At 37.5% G+C, this 19,800-nt stretch carries 25 protein-coding genes and 1 pseudogene; 6 read left to right on the top strand and 20 right to left on the bottom strand.

The window, feature by feature from the left end:
• Window positions 1–83: 83 nt before the first annotated feature.
• From C7B89_RS09335 to C7B89_RS09315, 5 genes are all read right to left on the bottom strand, one after another.
• The gene (locus C7B89_RS09335; RefSeq protein ID WP_054548614.1) at window positions 84–395 is read right to left on the bottom strand and encodes a helix-turn-helix domain-containing protein; all 312 of its coding nucleotides are present in this window, start codon (window positions 393–395) and stop codon (window positions 84–86) included.
• Between the two features lie 102 nt (window positions 396–497).
• Window positions 498–1,187: a CAP domain-containing protein gene (locus tag C7B89_RS09330; RefSeq protein ID WP_048392912.1), complete on the bottom strand. Its 690-nt coding sequence runs from the start codon at window positions 1,185–1,187 to the stop codon at window positions 498–500.
• A gap of 443 nt (window positions 1,188–1,630) precedes the next feature.
• Complete coding sequence (locus C7B89_RS09325) at window positions 1,631–2,533, bottom strand: CobW family GTP-binding protein (RefSeq protein ID WP_103118099.1); 903 nt, start codon at window positions 2,531–2,533, stop codon at window positions 1,631–1,633.
• Between the two features lie 68 nt (window positions 2,534–2,601).
• The gene (locus C7B89_RS09320) at window positions 2,602–4,116 is read right to left on the bottom strand and encodes a lmo1851 family serine protease (protein WP_048392917.1); all 1,515 of its coding nucleotides are present in this window, start codon (window positions 4,114–4,116) and stop codon (window positions 2,602–2,604) included.
• Between the two features lie 300 nt (window positions 4,117–4,416).
• Entirely contained in the window at window positions 4,417–5,190 is a 774-nt protein-coding gene (locus C7B89_RS09315; protein WP_115673563.1) for a GNAT family N-acetyltransferase, read from the bottom strand.
• A gap of 131 nt (window positions 5,191–5,321) precedes the next feature.
• Between C7B89_RS09315 and C7B89_RS09310 the strand changes: the two genes are divergently transcribed.
• Window positions 5,322–5,600: a hypothetical protein gene (locus C7B89_RS09310; protein WP_048392921.1), complete on the top strand. Its 279-nt coding sequence runs from the start codon at window positions 5,322–5,324 to the stop codon at window positions 5,598–5,600.
• Window positions 5,601–5,643: 43 nt separating this feature from the next.
• Here C7B89_RS09310 and C7B89_RS09305 read toward each other — a convergent pair whose 3' ends face one another.
• From C7B89_RS09305 to fabZ, 4 genes are all read right to left on the bottom strand, one after another.
• Window positions 5,644–6,390 carry a polysaccharide deacetylase family protein gene (locus C7B89_RS09305; RefSeq protein WP_054548618.1) on the bottom strand — a complete coding sequence of 249 codons (747 nt, stop codon included), beginning with the start codon at window positions 6,388–6,390 and terminating at the stop codon, window positions 5,644–5,646.
• Between the two features lie 63 nt (window positions 6,391–6,453).
• A complete protein-coding gene (locus tag C7B89_RS09300; RefSeq protein WP_054548619.1) occupies window positions 6,454–6,912 on the bottom strand; it encodes a DinB family protein in 459 nt (152 codons plus the stop codon).
• Window positions 6,896–7,390: a hydroxymyristoyl-ACP dehydratase gene (locus tag C7B89_RS09295; protein WP_115673562.1), complete on the bottom strand. Its 495-nt coding sequence runs from the start codon at window positions 7,388–7,390 to the stop codon at window positions 6,896–6,898. The genes C7B89_RS09300 and C7B89_RS09295 overlap by 17 nt, the downstream gene beginning before the upstream one ends.
• Before the next feature lie 288 nt (window positions 7,391–7,678).
• Window positions 7,679–8,104, bottom strand: a complete 426-nt coding sequence (fabZ, locus tag C7B89_RS09290; RefSeq protein ID WP_004230156.1) for a 3-hydroxyacyl-ACP dehydratase FabZ — start codon at window positions 8,102–8,104, stop codon at window positions 7,679–7,681.
• Window positions 8,105–8,317: 213 nt separating this feature from the next.
• Between fabZ and C7B89_RS09285 the strand changes: the two genes are divergently transcribed.
• Window positions 8,318–8,935, top strand: coding sequence for a LysE family translocator (locus C7B89_RS09285; protein WP_115673561.1), 618 nt, complete (start codon window positions 8,318–8,320; stop codon window positions 8,933–8,935).
• Between the two features lie 87 nt (window positions 8,936–9,022).
• Window positions 9,023–9,502: a DinB family protein gene (locus C7B89_RS09280; RefSeq protein WP_054548622.1), complete on the top strand. Its 480-nt coding sequence runs from the start codon at window positions 9,023–9,025 to the stop codon at window positions 9,500–9,502.
• A gap of 23 nt (window positions 9,503–9,525) precedes the next feature.
• On the opposite strand, the gene C7B89_RS09275 is transcribed toward C7B89_RS09280, so the two are convergent.
• The 3 genes from C7B89_RS09275 to C7B89_RS23035 all read right to left on the bottom strand — a co-directional run bounded on the left by C7B89_RS09275 (window position 9,526) and on the right by C7B89_RS23035 (window position 11,225).
• The gene (locus C7B89_RS09275; RefSeq protein WP_115673560.1) at window positions 9,526–10,464 is read right to left on the bottom strand and encodes a DUF2268 domain-containing putative Zn-dependent protease; all 939 of its coding nucleotides are present in this window, start codon (window positions 10,462–10,464) and stop codon (window positions 9,526–9,528) included.
• 5 nt (window positions 10,465–10,469) lie between these two features.
• On the bottom strand, window positions 10,470–10,961 hold the full coding sequence (locus C7B89_RS09270; RefSeq protein WP_048392934.1) for a GNAT family N-acetyltransferase: 492 nt from the start codon (window positions 10,959–10,961) through the stop codon (window positions 10,470–10,472).
• Between the two features lie 99 nt (window positions 10,962–11,060).
• Entirely contained in the window at window positions 11,061–11,225 is a 165-nt protein-coding gene (locus C7B89_RS23035; protein WP_004230164.1) for a hypothetical protein, read from the bottom strand.
• Window positions 11,226–11,517: 292 nt separating this feature from the next.
• Between C7B89_RS23035 and C7B89_RS09265 the strand changes: the two genes are divergently transcribed.
• Complete coding sequence (locus tag C7B89_RS09265) at window positions 11,518–12,363, top strand: copper amine oxidase N-terminal domain-containing protein (protein ID WP_115673559.1); 846 nt, start codon at window positions 11,518–11,520, stop codon at window positions 12,361–12,363.
• A gap of 315 nt (window positions 12,364–12,678) precedes the next feature.
• On the opposite strand, the pseudogene C7B89_RS09260 reads toward C7B89_RS09265, so the two are convergent.
• The 3 genes and pseudogenes from C7B89_RS09260 to C7B89_RS09250 all read right to left on the bottom strand — a co-directional run.
• Window positions 12,679–13,059 (bottom strand): annotated as a pseudogene (locus C7B89_RS09260) (VOC family protein); the annotation flags it as partial.
• Between the two features lie 51 nt (window positions 13,060–13,110).
• Window positions 13,111–13,389 (bottom strand): ArsR/SmtB family transcription factor, encoded by a 279-nt coding sequence (locus C7B89_RS09255; RefSeq protein ID WP_054548639.1) that lies wholly within the window; start codon window positions 13,387–13,389, stop codon window positions 13,111–13,113.
• A 224-nt stretch (window positions 13,390–13,613) separates the two neighbouring features.
• Complete coding sequence (locus tag C7B89_RS09250; protein WP_103118092.1) at window positions 13,614–14,102, bottom strand: Lrp/AsnC family transcriptional regulator; 489 nt, start codon at window positions 14,100–14,102, stop codon at window positions 13,614–13,616.
• 205 nt (window positions 14,103–14,307) lie between these two features.
• On the opposite strand from C7B89_RS09250, the gene C7B89_RS09245 reads away from it, so the two are divergent.
• Entirely contained in the window at window positions 14,308–15,183 is an 876-nt protein-coding gene (locus C7B89_RS09245) for a DMT family transporter (protein ID WP_233436422.1), read from the top strand.
• A gap of 54 nt (window positions 15,184–15,237) precedes the next feature.
• Here C7B89_RS09245 and C7B89_RS22875 read toward each other — a convergent pair whose 3' ends face one another.
• Window positions 15,238–15,417, bottom strand: a complete 180-nt coding sequence (locus C7B89_RS22875) for a hypothetical protein (RefSeq protein ID WP_146750732.1) — start codon at window positions 15,415–15,417, stop codon at window positions 15,238–15,240.
• A gap of 540 nt (window positions 15,418–15,957) precedes the next feature.
• On the opposite strand from C7B89_RS22875, the gene C7B89_RS09240 reads away from it, so the two are divergent.
• Window positions 15,958–16,470, top strand: coding sequence for a GNAT family N-acetyltransferase (locus tag C7B89_RS09240; protein ID WP_115673700.1), 513 nt, complete (start codon window positions 15,958–15,960; stop codon window positions 16,468–16,470).
• Window positions 16,471–16,520: 50 nt separating this feature from the next.
• Here C7B89_RS09240 and C7B89_RS09235 read toward each other — a convergent pair whose 3' ends face one another.
• The 4 genes from C7B89_RS09235 to C7B89_RS09220 form a co-directional block, all read right to left on the bottom strand.
• Window positions 16,521–16,745, bottom strand: coding sequence for a hypothetical protein (locus C7B89_RS09235; protein WP_115673558.1), 225 nt, complete (start codon window positions 16,743–16,745; stop codon window positions 16,521–16,523).
• Between the two features lie 245 nt (window positions 16,746–16,990).
• Window positions 16,991–17,329, bottom strand: coding sequence for a hypothetical protein (locus C7B89_RS09230; RefSeq protein WP_048392945.1), 339 nt, complete (start codon window positions 17,327–17,329; stop codon window positions 16,991–16,993).
• A 99-nt stretch (window positions 17,330–17,428) separates the two neighbouring features.
• Complete coding sequence (locus C7B89_RS09225; RefSeq protein ID WP_115673557.1) at window positions 17,429–17,965, bottom strand: TlpA family protein disulfide reductase; 537 nt, start codon at window positions 17,963–17,965, stop codon at window positions 17,429–17,431.
• Window positions 17,966–18,082: 117 nt separating this feature from the next.
• Window positions 18,083–19,276 (bottom strand): MFS transporter, encoded by a 1,194-nt coding sequence (locus tag C7B89_RS09220; RefSeq protein WP_115673556.1) that lies wholly within the window; start codon window positions 19,274–19,276, stop codon window positions 18,083–18,085.
• Window positions 19,277–19,800 lie beyond the last annotated feature (524 nt).

The following is a 19,800-nucleotide window of genomic DNA, read 5'->3' as shown; positions in this document are numbered from 1 at the left end:
CTCATCGACCGTTTTTCGCTGGAGGGAGCGCTCTTTTTTATTAAGTGATGCCCCTATCCAAAGAAATAGTTCATATGTTTTTCTTAAGGTACTACGATTAATTCCATATCCAATAGCCAGCGATCAATGGCTTGCTTTGGATAATAGACTTTGTCCCCTACCTTTACATGAGGGATTTCGCTTATGTAACTATTAGATCCGTCTGGCACTTCTGTTAATTTTAGCACTTCCACTACACTGATTCCTAAATAATCAGCTGCCTCTTGTTGTGACAATAGCTGGTGTTGCACGGATTCCTTTGGCTGCTCTTTTAAACTAGTGGCGATGAGCCAGCTTCCTATTAAAAACGACACGGCTAATGAGAAAATCGCCATTGCTATGCTATATTGTTTCAATTCTATCCTCCCTTTCTCATCAAATTTTACCATTAATTCAATAAAAAAAGATGCTCTATAAGCCTTTATAGACTTATAGAGCATCTTTCTATTAATAAATGATTATTTTTGGATAAATTGTTGTGTCCAGTAGTTACCTGATTTCACATAACCTACACCGATGTGTGTAAATTTACCGTTTAAAATGTTCGCACGGTGTCCTGGTGAGTCCATCCACGCTTGTACTACTTCTTGTGGTGAACGTTGACCTTGAGCAATGTTTTCACCTGCAGCTTTATAAGCGATACCTAAAGCTTTCATACGATCAAATGGTGAACCAAATGTTGGGCTCGTATGTGAGAAATATTTATTTGTTTGCATATCTTGTGATTTTTCACGAGCTGCAGCCATTAATTTTGCATCTGTTTGAAGTGGTGATAAACCAGCTTTTGTACGCTCAGCGTTTGTTAATTTTACTACTTCTTGTTCAAATGCGTCCACATCTGAAGTTGTTGTTGATGGTGTTGAAGTAGTTGGTGGTGTTGCTGGCTTTTCATTTTGTGATGATTGATTATTATTTGGCTTTGTTGGTGTTGTATTATTTGTTGTTGGCGTCTCATTAGATGGTGTAGATGCCTGTGGAAGTTTAATCGTCCACTTATGATTATTGTTTGACCATTTATAATAATAAACATTACAGTTTGTTGATTGCTGTACGGAATTCCCCTCTGTTGTATTTGCAGCAGCAGAAGCTATTTGAATTGGAGCTGCTAAAAGAAATGTTGCACAAATTGCAGTTAGTGTTTTTTTCATGTTTGCAATTCCTCCTTCTCTGCCACTAATCGTAAGGGATGATTTTCATTAAAATCTTACCAACATCTGCTAACTACGCCAACGAAGAAGAAAATGCGCGAAAAATCACGTTTTTTTCGCGTTATTTTTTAGCAGGTTTCACCAATCTATGAAATACTTACGTTTGAAAGAGGGTTGACACCCCTCCTAAACTCTTAAATATTTTAGAAAATAAACAGCTGATATGAATAAAAAATGTATGTTTTATACACTCATTTTTTAATCGCCTTTCTTCATTATTTTCTTTGCATCACCCTAGAGATGGCTAGTGTCGTAGCCTCATGTTAGCCTAATATTACAATTGTGTTACAAGAGCGTTACATTTCATTTACATAAAAATAAAACAACCTGTGTAAAGCTACACAGGTTGTTCACGTGCAGAAATTCACTGGTTGCTTTATTCTTCAATTCGCCCCAATAATAGGTAAAGCACTAACATTCTCTCCAATAATAACAAGTTTTGCTGGCATTTTTATATATTCTGGGAGCCATTGCACCATTCCATAAGCATATTGGAACAACATTGGGTTTTTGATGCCCTTAATTGGTACATAGCCTTTCATACGATAAATCGTTTCAGGTAATGCACGCACCCAATCTTCAAACTGCTCCTGTGTAAATTCCTGATCTGTAAAATCTACTAAGCGAGAGCCCAGCTGCATTGAGGCTATTGGCGCTTTAACTATATCTGCTTTATCGACCTGTGTTGTTGCCTTCAGCCCCTCTAATAAGCTGAGTGGTACGCGTCCATTTGTCGTTTGCAATATAAAGGCATGAGGGTTCAAGCCCTGTAGTTCATAGACGACCTGACCTTGCTCTGCCTCTGTTAATAAGTCTGTTTTATTTGCTAACAATAGATGTGCATGGCGAATTTGCTCCAGAAATAAAGAGCGCACTTGTGGTGTTAATGTATCACGGTGTAGCCAGAGCTTAGAATCCGCCACCGTGATAATGCCTTTCACATTGAGCTGATCTGCAAAAAGCGGTGAAAAAACGGCATCCAAAGCTTCTACAGGATGTGCTGCACCTGTTGTTTCGATAATGAGCACATCAAAATCACTATCTAATAGAAGAGATTGAATTTGTGCCTCTGTTTTTTCAGCACCCGAACAGCAAATACAGCCCTCTAGCATCTCCTTTAGCGGGATATCCTTTTCCACTGCCTGCGAGTCAAATGGCAGCTTCCCGAGCTCATTCATAATAACAGCAGGCTTTAATTTCTTTTCTTTTAGCTGGCGAATGACATCTGTCAGCATGGATGTTTTGCCACTCCCTAAAAAGCCACTAAATAGGTACACATCTTTCATATTAGTTCCTCCCATAAAAAAAGCTGTCGCAGATGCCGTGAAAGACAACTGTTGCGACAGCTACATTGTTAGTTTGTTGTTTCCTCTGTTTTTTCGGCTGTTCCTACAAGAAGCTCTTTCGCTTTTAGTAACTGAGGATCATCTGCTTTCATTTTTGCACGTAATGCATCCATTAAAGCATACGTTGTATTACCTGTTAGAATGCCTGTTTCTTCAAGGTTGTTCGCTGCTTGTAGTTTTTCTACTGCCTGTGCGGTATTGTCATCAAAGATCCCATCTACTTCACCAGGCTCATACCCTAGCACCTGAAGCATCTCCTCTGCTGCTTTCACAGAGTCAGATTGTAGGCCTGTCTTCATTTCTAAAGAGGCATTCAAGTATGGTAAAGAGGCATAGGATGGATACGCAACTTTGACATCAGGCTCAATTCCTTTTTCATTAATCCAGTTGCCCTTCGGTGTTAACCATTTACCTGTCGTAAATTTCAAATTAGAGCCGTCTTTTAATGGTGTAACATTTTGGACAGTTCCTTTACCGAATGATGTTTCACCAACAACTTTAGCACCAACTGACTCTTTTAATGCTCCTGCCAAAATCTCAGAGGCTGAAGCACTGCCACTATCAACTAGTACTGTAATCGGTAGGTTATATTTTTTACCTGCAATGGCATTTGTAATTTGAGGCTCCGCATCTTTTTCTTGTACCTGCACAATCGCCTTTCCTTCTGGTACAAAGAAATTAGAGATATCGACTGCAGCCTTTAGGTAGCCACCAGGATTTTGACGTAAATCTAATACAATGCCCTTCATTCCTTTGCCTTCATACTCAGTAAGGATTTTTTCAAGCTCTTGGGCAGTTTGTTCACTAAATGATGTAACTTGAATATGGGCAATATTGCCATCCAGCATTTCACCATAAACGGTTTCGACTGGGATGTCATCACGAACAATCGTCATTTGAATAGGTTCCGTATTTTCGCCACGTTTTACCGTTAATTTTACGGGTGTTCCTTTTTCGCCACGAATCAGTGCAACTGCCTCTGTTGCACTTAAGCCCTGAATACTTTTCCCATCAACTGTTAAGATAATATCTTTTGGTAATAAGCCTGCCTTTTCAGCAGGAGAATTTTTGATAGGTGACACAACTGTAATATAACCATTACGTTCTTGGATTTCTGCACCAATTCCTTGGAAGCTTGAAGATAAGCCAGAATTAAATTGATCCGCTTCTTCCTTTACCATGAAATCGGAATAAGGATCGCCTAATGCATCAAACATACCATTGATCGCACCATCGACCACTTTTTCATCGTCAATATCTTGGTAATAGTTATTTTTCAGTAAATCAAATGCTTCATATAATTTTGTAAATTCCTCTCGTTCAATCGGAACTTTCACTTCTACTACTTTCTTATCACCAAAGGTTAACGCAAATATTGTTAAACCTGCCGTAATAAGAATTGTAAAGAACATTAGCATGATAAATTTAAACGGTTTCAGTTGTATAAATTGTCCTGCCGGCTTTATTTCAGCTGGAGTCGGCTCCTGCTGCTGTTCTGTACTTTCTTTTTTCTGTTCATCCATCTTGATTGTCACCACTCTCATTTACACTAACTTGTTGTCACACTACTACCATCTTAACAGGTTATCCAGAAGACGAAAAGAAAAAGACTGTCAAAATTTCATGACAGACCTTGTCCGATCATGCTTCATTATAACTAGCATTCCAGCACCTATTCAGCCATCATACTACTAAGTTTAGGCATATTATGGTACTGCCTTTTAATTTTACTCATTTCCTAGTAGCAGTCAACAAAAAACTCAAAGAATCATAGAAATGCTATAAGAATATAACGTGCCAGTGTCCAAAAAAGTTGCATCCTATCAGAAATTATTCATGAGTTTTTGCAGTTTTTTATATACGGAATGCACGGTTAATCGATGAAAGGCAATCAATTGTCCTTTATAAACTACTGAAAAAATACCATATGGTGTCGGTGATTTCTCCATCAGCTCTTCTCTCGTTTGAAGATCCACCAGCACTGGCTGCAATCCTAATTTTTCGGCAGCTAATTGAATATTTTCCGTGGCGACGTCTACATATGGACATTGAAAGGAACGTAAAATCGTTAAATGAGGAAATCTCGTTAATCGTTCCTGCCAATTATCAGGAAAGTATGGCCGTTCAACGCTTTCATGAAATGGAAAGGCCCATAATTCAAAATCATTGAGTGCTGTTGCCATATGCTGAAACTGATGCTGTAAAAATAAATCCTTGCTTGGCGTCCAGGAAGTTTGGTCATTTGTAATGACCACCACTCCCTTTTTCCCACGTTCCTTGGCATCCTTTAAGCACCTCTTCAGTAATTGTGTACCATAGCCCTTACCCACTGCACTTACCCATAAACAGTGAATCACCACATAGCCATCTGCATGTACAACTCTTGAAGAGTATTCCGCGTCTGTATATTCTATAAAACCTACTTGTTTTTGATTTTCAAGTACTTGTATGTAATGTAAGCCCTTTTCAAATTGTTGATTAAGCCATTTGTTTTTGTTCTGATAGCCCTCTGTTTTTTTCTTGCTTCGTAAACAAAAGCTGCCCTTCCCCTCTAACAGCTCACTATTCATTTCAATCAGCTCTACATGGTGTGTCAATGCTAGTCCCCCCATCCGTTGATTGTACTAATTTTACCATTTTTAGTGAATCATTCAACGATCATCGGAATCGCCTTTTCACTTGTTGTCGCATATGATGCAAGTAATGACAAATGTAAGGAGGAAAAACAATGGGGAGAAATAATAAACCGAGCCAAGGCAATGAATCCATAGAAATTTATGCGGCTAAGCTATCCTATATTGGCACAGCCATTTCAACATTAGGGGATGGTTTACAAACCATTGCAGCGGGACTCGCATTAGAAGCGCTCCAAAACGCGAACAATGATTCTTCTCAAACGAATAATGGCAATGGAAATGGGCATCAAACAGTTAAAATAGATAATATGCAGAAACAAATTGATTATTTAATTGCTGAGCTTAAACACATCAAAAAAATGTTTAAATAACCTTTACATAAAGAAAAGTGTTGAAGACGTTTCTGCTTCAACACTACTGTTTTTTTTCCATTTTCTTATGTGTCCTTTGGATTTCCAATAATTCAGAAACCGTCACAAACTGATAGCCCTGTTTTTCAAGCTCCGGTATGATTTGTTCCATTGCCTGAACCGTTTGTGCTCGATTTCCCCCACCGTCATGAAATAGGACAATATTGCCTGCTTTCACACCTTTTAAAACGGTATTCACGATGCGATGAACACCTGGGCTTTTCCAGTCAAGCGTATCTAAATGCCAAGACCACATAACAACCTTATAGCCTTTTTTTGAAATTGCATCAATCATCGCATCGGTATATTGTCCTTCAACTGGTCTAAATAATGTTGGCTGATAGCCTGTAATCCCTGCAATCACTTCATCTGTTTGCTGTATTTCTTTCATTAAATTGGTAACATTTGTTCTTAAAGGGTGTGTATAGGTATGATTGGCCAATTCATGTCCTTCTTCGTACATTCTTGTAATCAGCTCAGGATTTTTTTCTGCATTTTGACCGACAATAAAAAAGGTTGCTTTTGCATTATATTTTTCCAATACATCAAGGATATCCGCTGTATATTTGGGATGTGGCCCATCATCAAATGTTAAGGCAATGATTTTTTCATCTGTCTGAATTTCCCAAAGAATTTGACCTGCTTCCTCATAATACTTTCTTCCTTTATTTTCAGAAGAACTCACTTTTACATAAAAAAGCGATACCGTGATTAGACTAAGTGGTAGTAAAAGCAATAAAAACTTTTTCACATTTTCACGTCCCCAAATAATTATTTTCGTACTTTATTATTTGAGGATTTCCTAAAAAAATGCTTATGTTTCACATTCATTCATTAAAATTTGGTGGTGGATATGATGTGCCAGATGTTGCATATACTCCTCTATCAACCATCCCAATGTCCTTTGTTGTTGATTCAACACACATGGCTGGGCCAATGTCTCTTCATCAAGGTGGTTCAGTACATACATGATTTTTTTGTTGATGCTTGTCCACAACATTAAAATATCTTCTATTGGTAATTCCTGATAGCCCTGTAACGCGACCCATTGTACTTGGTCGTATGTAGTCACTACATAGGGTGAAGCTTCATTCTGAATTTGAAGAAATCGTTCAAGATTGACAATAGCCGAATCACATAAATGACCGATTACTTCTTTTTTGGACCATTTTTTTGGAGCAGGTCGTTGTGTTATTTCCGCTTCCGTCATCACACGAAATACTTCTGGTACTTTTATAAGCCAATAATGTAATTGTTCAACTGTCTTTTGCACGAAGGTCACTCCCTTCTGAAACAATTGTTACGTAATAATCTAATAATGCAATCACTTCCTGCACCCGCTTATGTTCGATTTCAATTTTAAAGGAAATCCATATAATGGCGACATTAAAACTCAAGACGGCTAATGCAACGATTTGGACAAGCGACATGCCGATCATGAGTTTGCTATTCATGGTTGTAGCAAGCAATGTAAACACGGATAAAATAACACCACTCATGGTAATAAACATGGGCTTCATGCGTATTATCTCACTTGCCTGTACCTTTAACAGATGGACAATAAATCGCAGCTCTTGCCTTGTATATTGTTGCTGAAGGATAACAAAATAGGACTGATACACATCCTCATCAAGCTTTTTATGCAATATATTTTTATGCATCTTTTGCACAAATTGATCACAGAAATCGTGCGCCAACGCTTGCTCTGGCTGTAGCTGTTCTTCTTTATGTTCTATAAAAGCGACCCTCAAACCTCCTCACCCTCTCATATTAAAACTTTCACTCTATTTACTATATGAAGGAAAGAGAGCCGTGTAGTACGAATTGAAGCAAAGTCGTTTATTTTTGAGTGTCTTTTTGCCGCGCTCTACTTAATCCAAAAATAGCTGTTGCGAAAACAAAAACTACAGTACAAAGCCACATTGTCACCCCATTCCAAGCGCCTTTAGCAATCGTAATATTCGCTAATAGCGCTATTTGCATGATACAAACGGCGATATAAAGCATAAATGTGTAATTTAACCGAGAACCTCCATTTTCTAAGATCCAAAAGCGAAAACAAGATCCGTCTCGCAAACTATTTCTCCATCTACCATTGCAATCCCTCTGCCTTTCCCAACAGCGCCCTTCACACGCGTAATCTCCACTTCTAGATGTAGCTGATCACCAGGCTTTACTTGCTTTTTAAAGCGACAATGATCGATTCCTGCCAATAAACCTAATCTTCCCTCATTCCCAGCCTTTGTCAGCATAATCACTGCACTAACCTGTGCTAATGCTTCAACAATTAGCACACCTGGCATCACAGGATACTGTGGAAAATGACCTTTAAAAAACTCTTCATTAATCGTTACATTTTTCAACCCCATTGCGCGCTTGCCCTCTTCTAACTCCACAATACGGTCTACCAAAAGAAATGGATATCGGTGTGGCAAAATAGCTTGTAATTGTTGACTTGTTAACATATGAATTCCTCCAACGTATTTTTTATAATCTTATTCTAACACTAAATATTAGTACTAGGTAATAAAATTTAATAAGTATTATTCATTAGTTTTCTGAATTATTTTTCATTATTTTTTCAATATTTCTTTATCGACAGCCACACAATAGCTAGAATATAATATTCCATGCATTCACCCTAGAATGATTAGTTTATTAGAATAGGATGGTTTCGCATGTTATCTTTTATCGCAATAGTTCTTTTATTATTTTTAATTCCAGGTCCTGCAGTTATTATTACCATTACACAAACATTAAAAAGCGGAAAAAAGAATGGTATTTATACAGCTTTAGGTATCGGTCTTGGTGACTTGGTTCATACATTAGCGGCTGTTTTAGGTCTCTCTGCTATTTTAATGAAATCAGCCACTGCCTTTGAAGTGGTGAAATATATTGGCGTGGCATACCTTGTTTACTTAGGCATTCAGATGCTCCTCACAAAGCCAAAGAAAATTGAGCAACCGACTGTTGAACAAAGTCCTGCTAGTACTTCATTCCGTCAAGGCTTTTTAGCAGAAATCCTCAATCCAAAGACGGCACTGTTTTTCCTAGCCTTCCTACCGCAATTTGTTCAGCATAACGAGCAATCTGTCACAAGCCAATTGCTAACACTCGGTATAACATTTGTCGTGATGAGTGCTTTATATACAATCATACTCGCAGTAATTACAAGCTTCATTGGCGAAAAAATCTTTACAAAAACAAGCGGTAGCTCACGCTGGCTCGAAAAGACAGTTGGCTTCGTTTATATCGGTCTCGGTGTCCGTTTAGCATTACAGACACAAAGTAGATAAATTGGAGAAGAACACAAAAAGTGTTCTTCTTTTTTTGCAGGAAAATGGAGTTTTAATAGCCAATAATATTAAAAAGGAGGGTTACATTTGAATCAACGTCAAGAAAATCTATTTCAGCAGCTAGCCAATTATCGTGGCGAGCTGCTTCACTTACTCGAGCATGTATCAGAAGAAAAAGCGAACATCATCCCAGCTGGATTTCATAATAATATTCGCTGGAATATGGGTCATGTTTATCTCGATCAATATTTATGGATAGAGGCATTAACAAAGGAAAAGGATACAGATTTAGAAGCTCTCAAGAAATGGTTTGGCTTTGGTACATCGCCAAAGCATTTTGACGACGAAACGCCATCCTTCGAGGAATTAAAGAAGTATTTAGCTCAGCAGCCTGAACAATTAAAGGAACAGTATGGCCATCGATTGTCAGAGGAATTCCCTCCTATTGATATGGGTATGCAAACCATTGAACAAGTACTGTTACGCACCATCTTTCATGAAGGTATGCATTTACAAGCGATTTTAACCATTTATCGATGCCTAAACGAAGCAACAGACCGAGTTTGATACTGGGTCTGTTGCTTACTTGTTTATTGGTAGTTTTCAAGATAGTTGCCTTTGTCAAAAATTTCTTTCGGACTTAAGGCGGTCCATTCCTCTATCGATACATTGGGATGCAAATCCAGATAGGATTTTACCATTTTATAGCCCTCACTGTAGCCATATTCATAGGGTAAACCATTTCCACCTAAATTGATTTCAGATGCACGATTCAAGTCCCTCTTTTCGAGATCTCCTACAATTTTTGACCAATAAAAGTCTTTGGAATTGAAATCAATTTTCCTTAAATCCATTTCGGGATTGACTAATTTTTCAAACATAACTGCTTTTCCTTCAAACACCATATGGTCCAATACGGTTCCTTCAGTTCTTGGGCGGTTTTCAGTCAAAACACTATGATGATATTCATGAGGTATTGTATATCTTATATATTCATCATTATAATATTTATTGTATAGAACAGTTATTTTACCTGACCCTATAGCCACCATGCCAATCCCTACATCTGTAGCAGGAAAAACACATACGGTTGTTTCATTTTTTGTAGGAAGAAAATCAGAAGCTTTGAAAAGAGCTTCTTTAATGCTCCTTTCCGTTGCTTCCCTTTCAATATTTTCACTTAATAATTGATTATCTTTTATTTGTTTAGGCGTTATGTTTAGCACCAACTCAGCCAAGTTTATATATTCACCATTCTCAAAACATGCACTATAAACTGGATCAACAACCTCTTCTCGATAGATGTCCAATGGCGAACGATCTGGGTCACTTTCTACCTTTTCCGTATAGTTTTGAAAAAGCTCATAAGCATGAATAATTTTAAATGGTTGCTTTGTTTCAGGATGTTCGAATGAAACCGTGATATTTTCTACATCTGGTTTCTCATGAGAAGGCTTTTCTGTTTGTGCACAGGCACTAAGTATGAAGCATAACATCATTAATACGATAAAACCCTTTACACAATTCATCCTTTTCATCCGTCCTTTTCATCAGGAAATAATTTAACCATGCTAACGTTCATTAACGATATGCCCTGTCGCTCGACTGTTTGTGTTTGCATGATTTGGTATCCTTTCCGTTCAAAAAATGGTCTCGCTGTAAGACTAGCATCCGTGTAAATATGGGTAAGGGCAAGTTTTCTTGCGTCTGCTTCTAGTAAATCTACGATGGCTGATGCAATCCCCTGTCCTTGAAAATCCTTATGGACATAAAGTCGATCTAAATACCCCTCCATTGTCATATCCCCAAAGCCAACAATTTGATGATGCTTCCGTGCGACATAGGTCTTATTATGTCTTAAAGTCTTTTGCCAAGTCGCTACTTTAACTGGCTGTATGGCTAACGGTGCCCAAGCCTCCAATTGGGCCTGTGAATAATCTTTTGCGTTTACACTATGTACGGTTTCGTAAAATAATTGCAGAATTTCTTCTAAATCATCGTCATGATAGTTTGTAAAATGAAGCATCTATACACCCCTTTTCTCGCAATTTATTATACCAATGATAGGATATTTATGTAAAATTATAGCAAGCTTATAGATCCCTATAATCTATAAGCTTTTGTTCTACTGTTTCGGTGTATTGGCTGTCAGCGGATTCGCATTGGCAACTAATTGTACAGGTGTGGTTGTTTGTTGAAAGCTATCCTTTTGTCCTTGATTCGATTTTCCGTAGCCTTTCATCACAGCAAATAATGCTGCACCAACAATGCCCCATGTCAAAAACTTCATTTAAAAAACCTCCTTTCAGCATTAGTATTCGAGAACAAATACAGAATATACGCTGTCAAAAAGTTGCTAATAGCGGTGGTGACTTTGTATAATTTGTATTTCAACTTCTTTACTTTGATATCTAGCAACACGATGGTTTTAATCTAAATGACACACTGCAAAAACAAGTCCAATATTACACAACCTTTTCCAGCCAAAAGAAAAAATAGTAAAGTTTTTATTATATACATAAGAATATTATGGTAAAATTTCCGATGGTGGTAAGTGTTAAAGTATAAGGAGGTTATATACCATGAAAAAATTTTTTACAGGGCTATTTTTAACATCTACATTATTTGTAGCAACACCTGCTGATGCCGCAACGACACAAATCAAAATCGACGATGTTGTGGTAAAATCTGATACAGCACCCGAGCAAAAAAACAATCGAACAATGGTGCCATTACGAGTGATCAGTGAAAATCTTGGTGCGCAAGTTCATTGGCAGGATTCACAAATCACCCTTTCAATGGATCAAACAACCATTAAATTGAATCTTAATAACCGAACAGTCATTAAAAATGGTCAAAAAGAGCAATTGGATGTACAACCATACATGAAAAACAATCGCACCTATGTACCAATTCGCTTTATTGCTGAAACATTCGGCAGCCAAGTGCATTATAATGATGGCACAGTGAATATTACGACTGAACCATTGCTAATTGAAGATGAAAAAATCAAAGTACTACGCTATGAATACCATATGACAATGGGTGGTGTCATTCAGGACATCAAGGGCAATGCCTATCACCAAGCACTTTTCAAAATTTTCCAAGAAAAGAAAGGCGACAAAGTAGAGGCTCCGAAAGATTATTATTGGCACCTCAATCTAGAAACTCCTGGATCTTATTACAAGCTTGGTCAATTTGATTTTATGAGCTATGATCAAAACAGTGTTCAACAATATGATATCTATACATTAAATCAACCTTTCCCAGAGGAATTATTACAAGGCTATCCTGAGTATTTACTCCATGATTTCGATGGCGATAACTGGTATATTTTCTCTGAGCATGCAGTGAAGTCAATACAGCAGCTGATTAATAGTGCATATAATAATGGCTTTAGCAAAATAATTAGTAATACAGTCGCTTAAAAAAATTATTAATGGCAGCTATACACAACATATTCTGTAAAAAGATGTGCAAAATATTCATACCAACGATTGATTGATGGAGGTTTGCCTCATGCAGAAATTCCTATCATTAAGTATAGCGCTACTATTCCTTTTATCTGCTTGTTCGTCGGAAGAAGCTCCGCCCAGCGAGGAAGCAGAAGCCAAAGAACAGACCGTAAATGCGCAGCCAAAAGAAAATCTAAACGTTTTGAACGATGATAAAGGTTGGGTAATGGCTGAGTAATGAGAAAAGCGTGTTTTGATATTTTTTATCAAACACGCTTTTCTACACTGTTTTTGTATAATCTGAATAAGGTTGCCACATGTATCATTAAAAACTGCTATTGTGACTTCTCCCGCTTTTGTCGGCTTAAGTGTAAATTCAACGCCTTTCTCCAATAAACGGCTATACTCCTTTTCTAAATCAGCAACTCCAAACATTGTTGCTGGAATGCCTTCAGCGAAAATCCTCCTTTGATAGTCCTTTGCTGCAGGATGCTCATCTGGCTCAAGTAATAGCTCAGTGCCCTCTAAATCATCAGGCGACACAAGCGTTAGCCATCTATGTTTTCCTACTGGGACATCCTCCTTTTTTACAAACCCTAGCTTTTCCGTATAAAATGCCAGTGCCTTTTCCTGATCATGTACAAAGATACTGTTGACAATAATATTCAATTGCTTTTCCTCCTTTTTAGTCGTTTAAGAAGCATCCTTCACACGTAAACTTTACTCTACCCATCCTTTCAGTAAATCTTTAAGTGGTTCCTTATTGAAAAGAATGACTCGATATTTTCCCTTTCGCTGTGATAGGACGAGTCCAGCACTCTCTAAGACAGACAGATGCTTAGCAATCCCCTGCCTCGAAATGGAAAGTTCATGTTTCATTAGAAGACGCACCGTCAATTCATACAACGTCATCTCATCACACTCAGCCAGTTCATCTAATATAAGTCTCCGAGTCGAGTCCCCTAGTGCTTTAAAAACAGCGTCTTTATCCCAATTCATAGCTCGATTATAGGCAACTCTATGGTTGCATGTCAACTATAAGCGACTTGTCGGTTGTATATTTTTGCACATGTGATCTCTTTATTTGGAGCTGGGATAATCCCTCGTGAGCGGAGTGCTACTCATTTAGAGCGGCTGCTTACCTTTTTCGAGCGCTTCTCTACTCATTTGGAGCGGCTGCTTACCTATCATGAGTAAAAAACAGCAAGCCTGAGTTAGCTTACTCAGACTTGCTGTTTTTCTTCGATCGGTAACACTGTAGAATATTTAATTTCTCGTAAGGATAAATTCGTTTGAATTCTAGAAACGCCAAGCTTATTTAATTTTCGAATAAATTGATCTAAGTCTTGGCGGTCTCGAATTACGACCTTTAACAAATAATCATAGGCACCTGTTAAGCAATGACATTCCATAATTTCGGTCATTGTTTTCAAGCTGTTTTCTAACTCCTCTATTTCCTTCTCCTGATGAATATTTGTGCTCATAAATATATAGCACAATAAATCAAACCCTAGTTTCTCCTGATTTAAAATTGCGACTTGTTGATCAATATAGCCTTCATTTTCTAGACGTTTCACCCTTGTATGGGTTGCTGGTGGGGACAAATTCACCCGTCTAGCTAATTCCGCATTGCTAATCTGAACCTCTCGCTGCAAAATCGCTAATATTTGCAGATCGACATTATCTAATCCTTTATTTTTTATATCCTCCATTGTTTTCTCCTCTTTTGATTATTTTTAGACAAGGAAGTTTTTAATGAATATCAAAATATTATTTTGATATTCATTAAATAACTTTCGATTATTTTGATTTTATTCAATTATACAAAATATTATACTGATAAATCACTAATAGTGCTATGATTCTTATTATACATAAAAGCAAAAGGAGTGTACCTATACTGTGGTTAAATTTTATATGGGCTTAATGCTTGTCACGAGCTTACTATGGGGAGGCAATTTTGTTGTGGCTAAGACGCTAGTGGCTCATGCCTCTCCAATGACCTTAACGTTGGTCAGATGGCTGATCGCAGTGATCGTCCTGCTACCGTTAGTTTGGTGGAAAGAGAAGAGATTGGTTCCTGCTAAAGCCGCTCTTGTGCCATTATTCCTGATGGGCATTACAGGTGTTGCCTTATTTAATATATTTCAATTTTTAGCGTTGGAACGAACAACATCCACGAATGCTGGTCTTATTTCTACAATGAATACCATGTCCATCGCACTTTTTTCCTTCGCCTTTCTGAAAGAAAAAATAAATGGCTTGCAACTTCTGGCGATGGTACTCTCTTTAATTGGTGTTTTTCTTGTCCTTTCGAAAGGAGATTGGCAGCTGTTATGGCACTTCCAATTGAATACAGGAGATTTATGGATGGTGGCAGCCGTTTGCGTATGGGGACTTTATTCTGTATGTAGTAAGTGGGCTATGCAAACAACCTCTCCGTTAATGGCGACATTGTATGCAGGTTTGTTTGGGGTACTCATCCTAGTCCCATTCACAATTACGGATTTTACCTTCTCCGAAATCGACTCCTCCTTCATCCTTTCGCTTCTTTATACAGGGGTCATCTCTACAGTAGTTTGTATGGTATTTTGGAATATTGGCGTTCAACAATTAGGTGCCACAACCTCTGGTATTTTTCTAAACTTTAATCCTATTTTCACAGCATTGCTCGCCTTTTTATTTATCGGTGAACAGCTAAGCTGGCTGCAAGGCATTGGGGGAATCATCGTGATTTTGGGATGCTACTTATTCACACATTTTAAAACGAAGACGCCTCAGGCTGTGCTCTAAATTTCTATTTTTCAAACTTGCAAATAATAAAAGATGCATTCCACCTCTTAAAACTCATCGAGAGGCAATGCATCTTATGATGTAGATGTTTTTTGCTACTACCACAAGTGAAACACCGTTCCTTCGTGAAGCTTGCTTGTCATACGTAAACCTTGCCCATAATGGTGTTGCAATCTTATATGGATATTGATTACTGCTGGATGAGCGTTCTTGAGGCTGCAGTAGTTTTGCCAATTGTCTTCATCCATTCCAACGATTATCCGCTTCGGTGATTTCGAGATGGGTATCAAAATTGATAATACGAATATGTATCGTTCCCCCGTCAGAACGCTTTAACATTCCATGCTTTAATGCATTTTCAATTAATGGCTGGTTAGTCAGTGATGGGATGAGGACAGTTGTCTCCGACTTTAGTTGCCATACAACCTGAATACGCTTGCCAAAACGCTCCTACTGTATATAGAGGTAGACTTGAACCAACCTAAGTTCATTTTCTAGTAGAACAAGTGCTTCCACATTTTGAAAATTACTGGACTCTCTTAAAAAATCTCAATGCCTCTACTAATTTACTTGTCCGCTCACTATTTAATTCACTAAACCCGACAGGAAGTGGGTCTTTTTAATGACGGTCCTTTTTTAGTGGATGGCTGAAAAAGCAAACCAGTACTCATGTCTATCCACACATCTACAAAATCTGAACAATCAAAAAACTGGTGAGATTAACCCTAGACTACAGGTATAATGAAAGAAAAACCAAAATTGATTGGAGATGCCATGAAAATTCGATTAGAAACATTAACACAGGGTGATTTTGAAAACTTATATGCATTTGAGGTTAAAAATAGGGCCTATTTTGAAAAAACAGTCCCAAGTCGAGGGGATGACTATTACGAATTACCAAATTTCATAAGAAAAAATGACATGCTTTTAGAGGAACAAGCACAACAGCTATCCTATTTCTATCTAATAAAAAATGAACTTGAAGAAATTATAGGAAGAATCAATGTAATCGATATTGATAAGGATCAACGATTAGGCCATATCGGTTATAGAGTAGGACAAGAATTTAGTGGGAAAGGGGTTGCCCATACAGCCTTAGAATTAATATTAGACCTTATGCGCCAGCAAGGCATGCTCATCATTGAGGCACAAACAACAACAAACAATATAGCCTCTCAAAAAGTATTAGAAAAAAACGGTTTTAAACAATTGGATAGAAGCGGAGAATCATTTGAAATGAATGGTCAAAACTTCACTTTTACTTATTACCGGTGGATTAATTCCTAGGATGATCTGACAAACCGTATTGTCAGATCATCCAATTTAAAAGAATGTGCCTAATCTAATGAGACCTCTTTAATCGCTGTTTTCAATTCCTCTAAACTCTTAATCATTTGCAGTAAAGAATGATATTCAGCTGCATTCAAGTGATCACCATGCACTGTTATGTATCTTTTTATGCTACTTTCCATTGTTTGAATCTCTAGCATAGCATTATACTGAACGTCAGGTTCTTGAGGTCTACTCTTCTCTCTATTTTGTTGGTTTCGATTTTGGGGCACTGCGGTTTGATAGCTCCTTTAACATCTTGTATACCTCCATAGATATACATATTTTGCATGACAAATTACTAATAACGAAGGGTAATTATAGTATAATAGTTACCTTTTTATTCCTTTGTAATTGTAAAAATACAATTATCGAAGCCTATTTTATAATATCGCACTCTACAAATTCTATACAACGCAAAAAAATCAAAATGAGCACCTAGCCATCTTGATTTTTTGCAGGTGGAAGCCAATAACTTTCACACCTTTTGTGGTGGAATAATGCCTGTTACAAGTAAAATAAAGAATACCAATCCAATAAGGAAAAATATCAGTGACGCTATAAATACGGGCCCAAGTTTAACCTTGAACCGTTCTCGCTCATGAATGATCCCTGTTTGTGCACTCACTTGGGATGTATAAAGCCTTGACATCGCTCCACCGCTACTCGAAAAGTAAAACGTTCCTAAGGTAAAGGCAATGCCCGTGAAAAACATCACTTCGATAAATCGCACAGAGAATATTGTGGCAACCCAGTACGTCAACGATATTTCTACAATCCATGCAATGATGATAATAATCATGTGTTTCCGTGGCATTAAAGGAGCCCCTTCCTTTTTTCTTTAGCTACTTCTACGCATCTTTTTAGAAAAAGTTTCATTTTTCTAAATATATTGTCTATAAGACTTATTTTGTTCTTAGAGATCATCAATCAATTGTATTAATTGTTGTTGAGTGAGTTCGCCTTTCACGCTGTGCTGTAATTTTCCTTCTTTATCAAAGATAAAGGTACTAGGATAATTCACCACTTCAAACGTTTTCTGTAGTACTCCCTCTTCGTCTAGGAAGATAGGAAATGATAAAGCATAAGTATCCTTAAATGCTGCCGCCTTCTTATAGCTATCATAGGCTGTGGCATTGATGGCTAGCAGCTCGACATCCTTTGATTTTTGTTGATAGAATGCCTCTAGTTCAGGTGCTTCCTGTTGACAAGGCCCACACCAGGACGCCCAAAAATTCACTACTACTATTTTGCCCTTATATGCTTCAAACGTTGTGGAGGATTGATCTAGCTTTGTTAAAGCAGTTTCATAATTAATTTGTTTGGTGCCATCCTCCAAAACAGTCATAGATGGTGTAAGAGATGCTTGGAAAAAAACATTTTTTAATACCACACCAATAAAGATTGCTATGATAAGTGCAGAGATAATGAAACTTATTTTTTTACGATTCATACTAACTCTCCTTTTAAAATATACAAATATTTGTATATTTTACCATACTATCAACTAACAGGATATGAACTTTTTATAAAAAATAGCCCCTACTCTAAAAGTAAGGGCTACTCTTTCTTACGTGAATGATGTTTTATTTTTATAGGCAATCACACTTACGAGAAGTAGCATACTAGCTGAAAGCAAAAAAACAACTCGTATCCCATACCATTCTGACAACATGCCCATCATTAAAGATGAAAGGCCGAATACCCCTGTCACAATGACATTCAACGATGTATACACCGTTGGTAATTTCTCCTTTGAGACACTTGTTTGAATGATGGTTTGCTGTGGAATGTTTTTTAATTGTCCACATAAGCCAATCAGCAAAGAACAGAGTAAAGCCATCAATGGTGTGATACTAACCGCAAAGAATAATGTAAAAATAGCGGACAACAGCGCACCTCCACTTATGAATATAGCTTTCTTACGCTCAATAAATTTGGTCCATTTTAAACAAATCATACTCCCTATAATCATGCCAATAAAAAAAATGCCGTTGAGATAACCCCACCATTGAGAAGAAGCCTGCAATGCTTCTTCTACAAAAACAAGTAAAATCGCTGCGACCCACACTGCACCTGCCATTGATTCCAGTAAATCCATTCGTGCAGCTACCTTTAGTACAGGTGTTTGATGGATGGATTGCCACCCTTGCATAAATAACACCCATTTCTTTTTTTGTGGACGTTCCATACGTGCCACATCTGGTAAAAGCTTTAAAAGCAATGTTGCCATGAAAAACAGGACGACAACGCCCCATATAAGCTGTGAGGTTGTAAAGAGAAGCAGCAAGGAACTGCCAACAAACCAAGAACCCACCTGAATGGATTGGATAACCGTTTCTGCAATACTATTTGCTCGCAATAAATCCTTTTCTTCCACATAATGAGGCAGCAAGGATTGACGAATAGGATTGGCACAACCATCCAAAAACGCAACCATCGCAATCAATAAAAACACAAAGCCAATCATCGGCTGGTCGCCTACCCATTGTACATACAAGGCAAGGCCCAAAATGACAGCGGTTTTAAAGCCTTGAGAAATAGTTAGCAATTGATTCAACGACACTTTTGTCGTAATAAGAGGTGTTAGCAGACTGGAAATCAACATACAAGTAGTAATAATAAACGGTACGAAGGAAGTAGCAATCGCCGAGTTGGTGAAACGATAAATTATACTAATCACGCTTACTATATAGAGAATATCACCAATATCCGCTAAAGATTGACCTGTCAATAAAAGTAAAAAAGATCGGTTTTTAAACACGTTTTATCCCCCAAAATTAAGATTTTATTTTTTCTTGGGAGATTTTTAAATTGGACGAACCTGCATGTCTGAACTCCTTTTTACGCCTAGTTGAAAAAACGATGGGGGATTTCATTTTTTTCAAATTTCTATGCGTGATTTTGATTAAATTTCATGAAAATTCTAAAGTATTTATCTTATTTTAGCATTACTTCCACTTTGTTGCCAGCACGCAAAAAGACCAGGTGTTCTCAAAAAATTTGAGCCCTGGTCTTTTTGTGAAAAGTGAAACCTACTAGTTTGCTTTAGTGTTTTGTATTCTACTAGTACAGTAGTCGTGCCAGCTTGGCAAAGGTTACACATTTTTGAAGAAAAATTCACGAAACTTATTTTTCTAGTTTTAAGTTGTTCGCCTTCAAAAATGAATTGATAGAGACTCGGTTAATGCCTGGTTGAATGGGGCAACTTTCGACATACGCTTTGGCTTCACCTATTATAGTTTTTATGAATTTAAGCTACTGCTCACATTTTCCTTACAATATAAT

This window comes from Lysinibacillus capsici, assembly GCF_003367505.1.
GTDB classification, from domain to species: Bacteria; Bacillota; Bacilli; order Bacillales_A; family Planococcaceae; genus Lysinibacillus; species Lysinibacillus capsici.
Note: the sequence above shows the minus strand (reverse complement) of the source record. Positions and strands in the feature narration are given on the sequence as shown.

What these genes read in the sequence shown, in the direction of transcription:
- C7B89_RS09330 (WP_048392912.1), bottom strand. Translation starts at nt 1,187, where the DNA reads ATGAAAAAAACACTAACTGCAATTTGTGCAACATTTCTTTTAGCAGCT.
- C7B89_RS09325 (WP_103118099.1), bottom strand. Translation starts at nt 2,533, where the DNA reads ATGAAAGATGTGTACCTATTTAGTGGCTTTTTAGGGAGTGGCAAAACA.
- C7B89_RS09320 (WP_048392917.1), bottom strand. Translation starts at nt 4,116, where the DNA reads ATGGATGAACAGAAAAAAGAAAGTACAGAACAGCAGCAGGAGCCGACT.
- C7B89_RS09310 (WP_048392921.1), top strand. Translation starts at nt 5,322, where the DNA reads ATGGGGAGAAATAATAAACCGAGCCAAGGCAATGAATCCATAGAAATT.
- fabZ (WP_004230156.1), bottom strand. Translation starts at nt 8,104, where the DNA reads ATGTTAACAAGTCAACAATTACAAGCTATTTTGCCACACCGATATCCA.
- C7B89_RS09285 (WP_115673561.1), top strand. Translation starts at nt 8,318, where the DNA reads ATGTTATCTTTTATCGCAATAGTTCTTTTATTATTTTTAATTCCAGGT.
- C7B89_RS09275 (WP_115673560.1), bottom strand. Translation starts at nt 10,464, where the DNA reads ATGAATTGTGTAAAGGGTTTTATCGTATTAATGATGTTATGCTTCATA.
- C7B89_RS09270 (WP_048392934.1), bottom strand. Translation starts at nt 10,961, where the DNA reads ATGCTTCATTTTACAAACTATCATGACGATGATTTAGAAGAAATTCTG.
- C7B89_RS23035 (WP_004230164.1), bottom strand. Translation starts at nt 11,225, where the DNA reads ATGAAGTTTTTGACATGGGGCATTGTTGGTGCAGCATTATTTGCTGTG.
- C7B89_RS09265 (WP_115673559.1), top strand. Translation starts at nt 11,518, where the DNA reads ATGAAAAAATTTTTTACAGGGCTATTTTTAACATCTACATTATTTGTA.
- C7B89_RS09255 (WP_054548639.1), bottom strand. Translation starts at nt 13,389, where the DNA reads ATGAATTGGGATAAAGACGCTGTTTTTAAAGCACTAGGGGACTCGACT.
- C7B89_RS09250 (WP_103118092.1), bottom strand. Translation starts at nt 14,102, where the DNA reads ATGGAGGATATAAAAAATAAAGGATTAGATAATGTCGATCTGCAAATA.
- C7B89_RS09245 (WP_233436422.1), top strand. Translation starts at nt 14,308, where the DNA reads ATGGGCTTAATGCTTGTCACGAGCTTACTATGGGGAGGCAATTTTGTT.
- C7B89_RS09240 (WP_115673700.1), top strand. Translation starts at nt 15,958, where the DNA reads ATGAAAATTCGATTAGAAACATTAACACAGGGTGATTTTGAAAACTTA.
- C7B89_RS09230 (WP_048392945.1), bottom strand. Translation starts at nt 17,329, where the DNA reads ATGCCACGGAAACACATGATTATTATCATCATTGCATGGATTGTAGAA.
- C7B89_RS09225 (WP_115673557.1), bottom strand. Translation starts at nt 17,965, where the DNA reads ATGAATCGTAAAAAAATAAGTTTCATTATCTCTGCACTTATCATAGCA.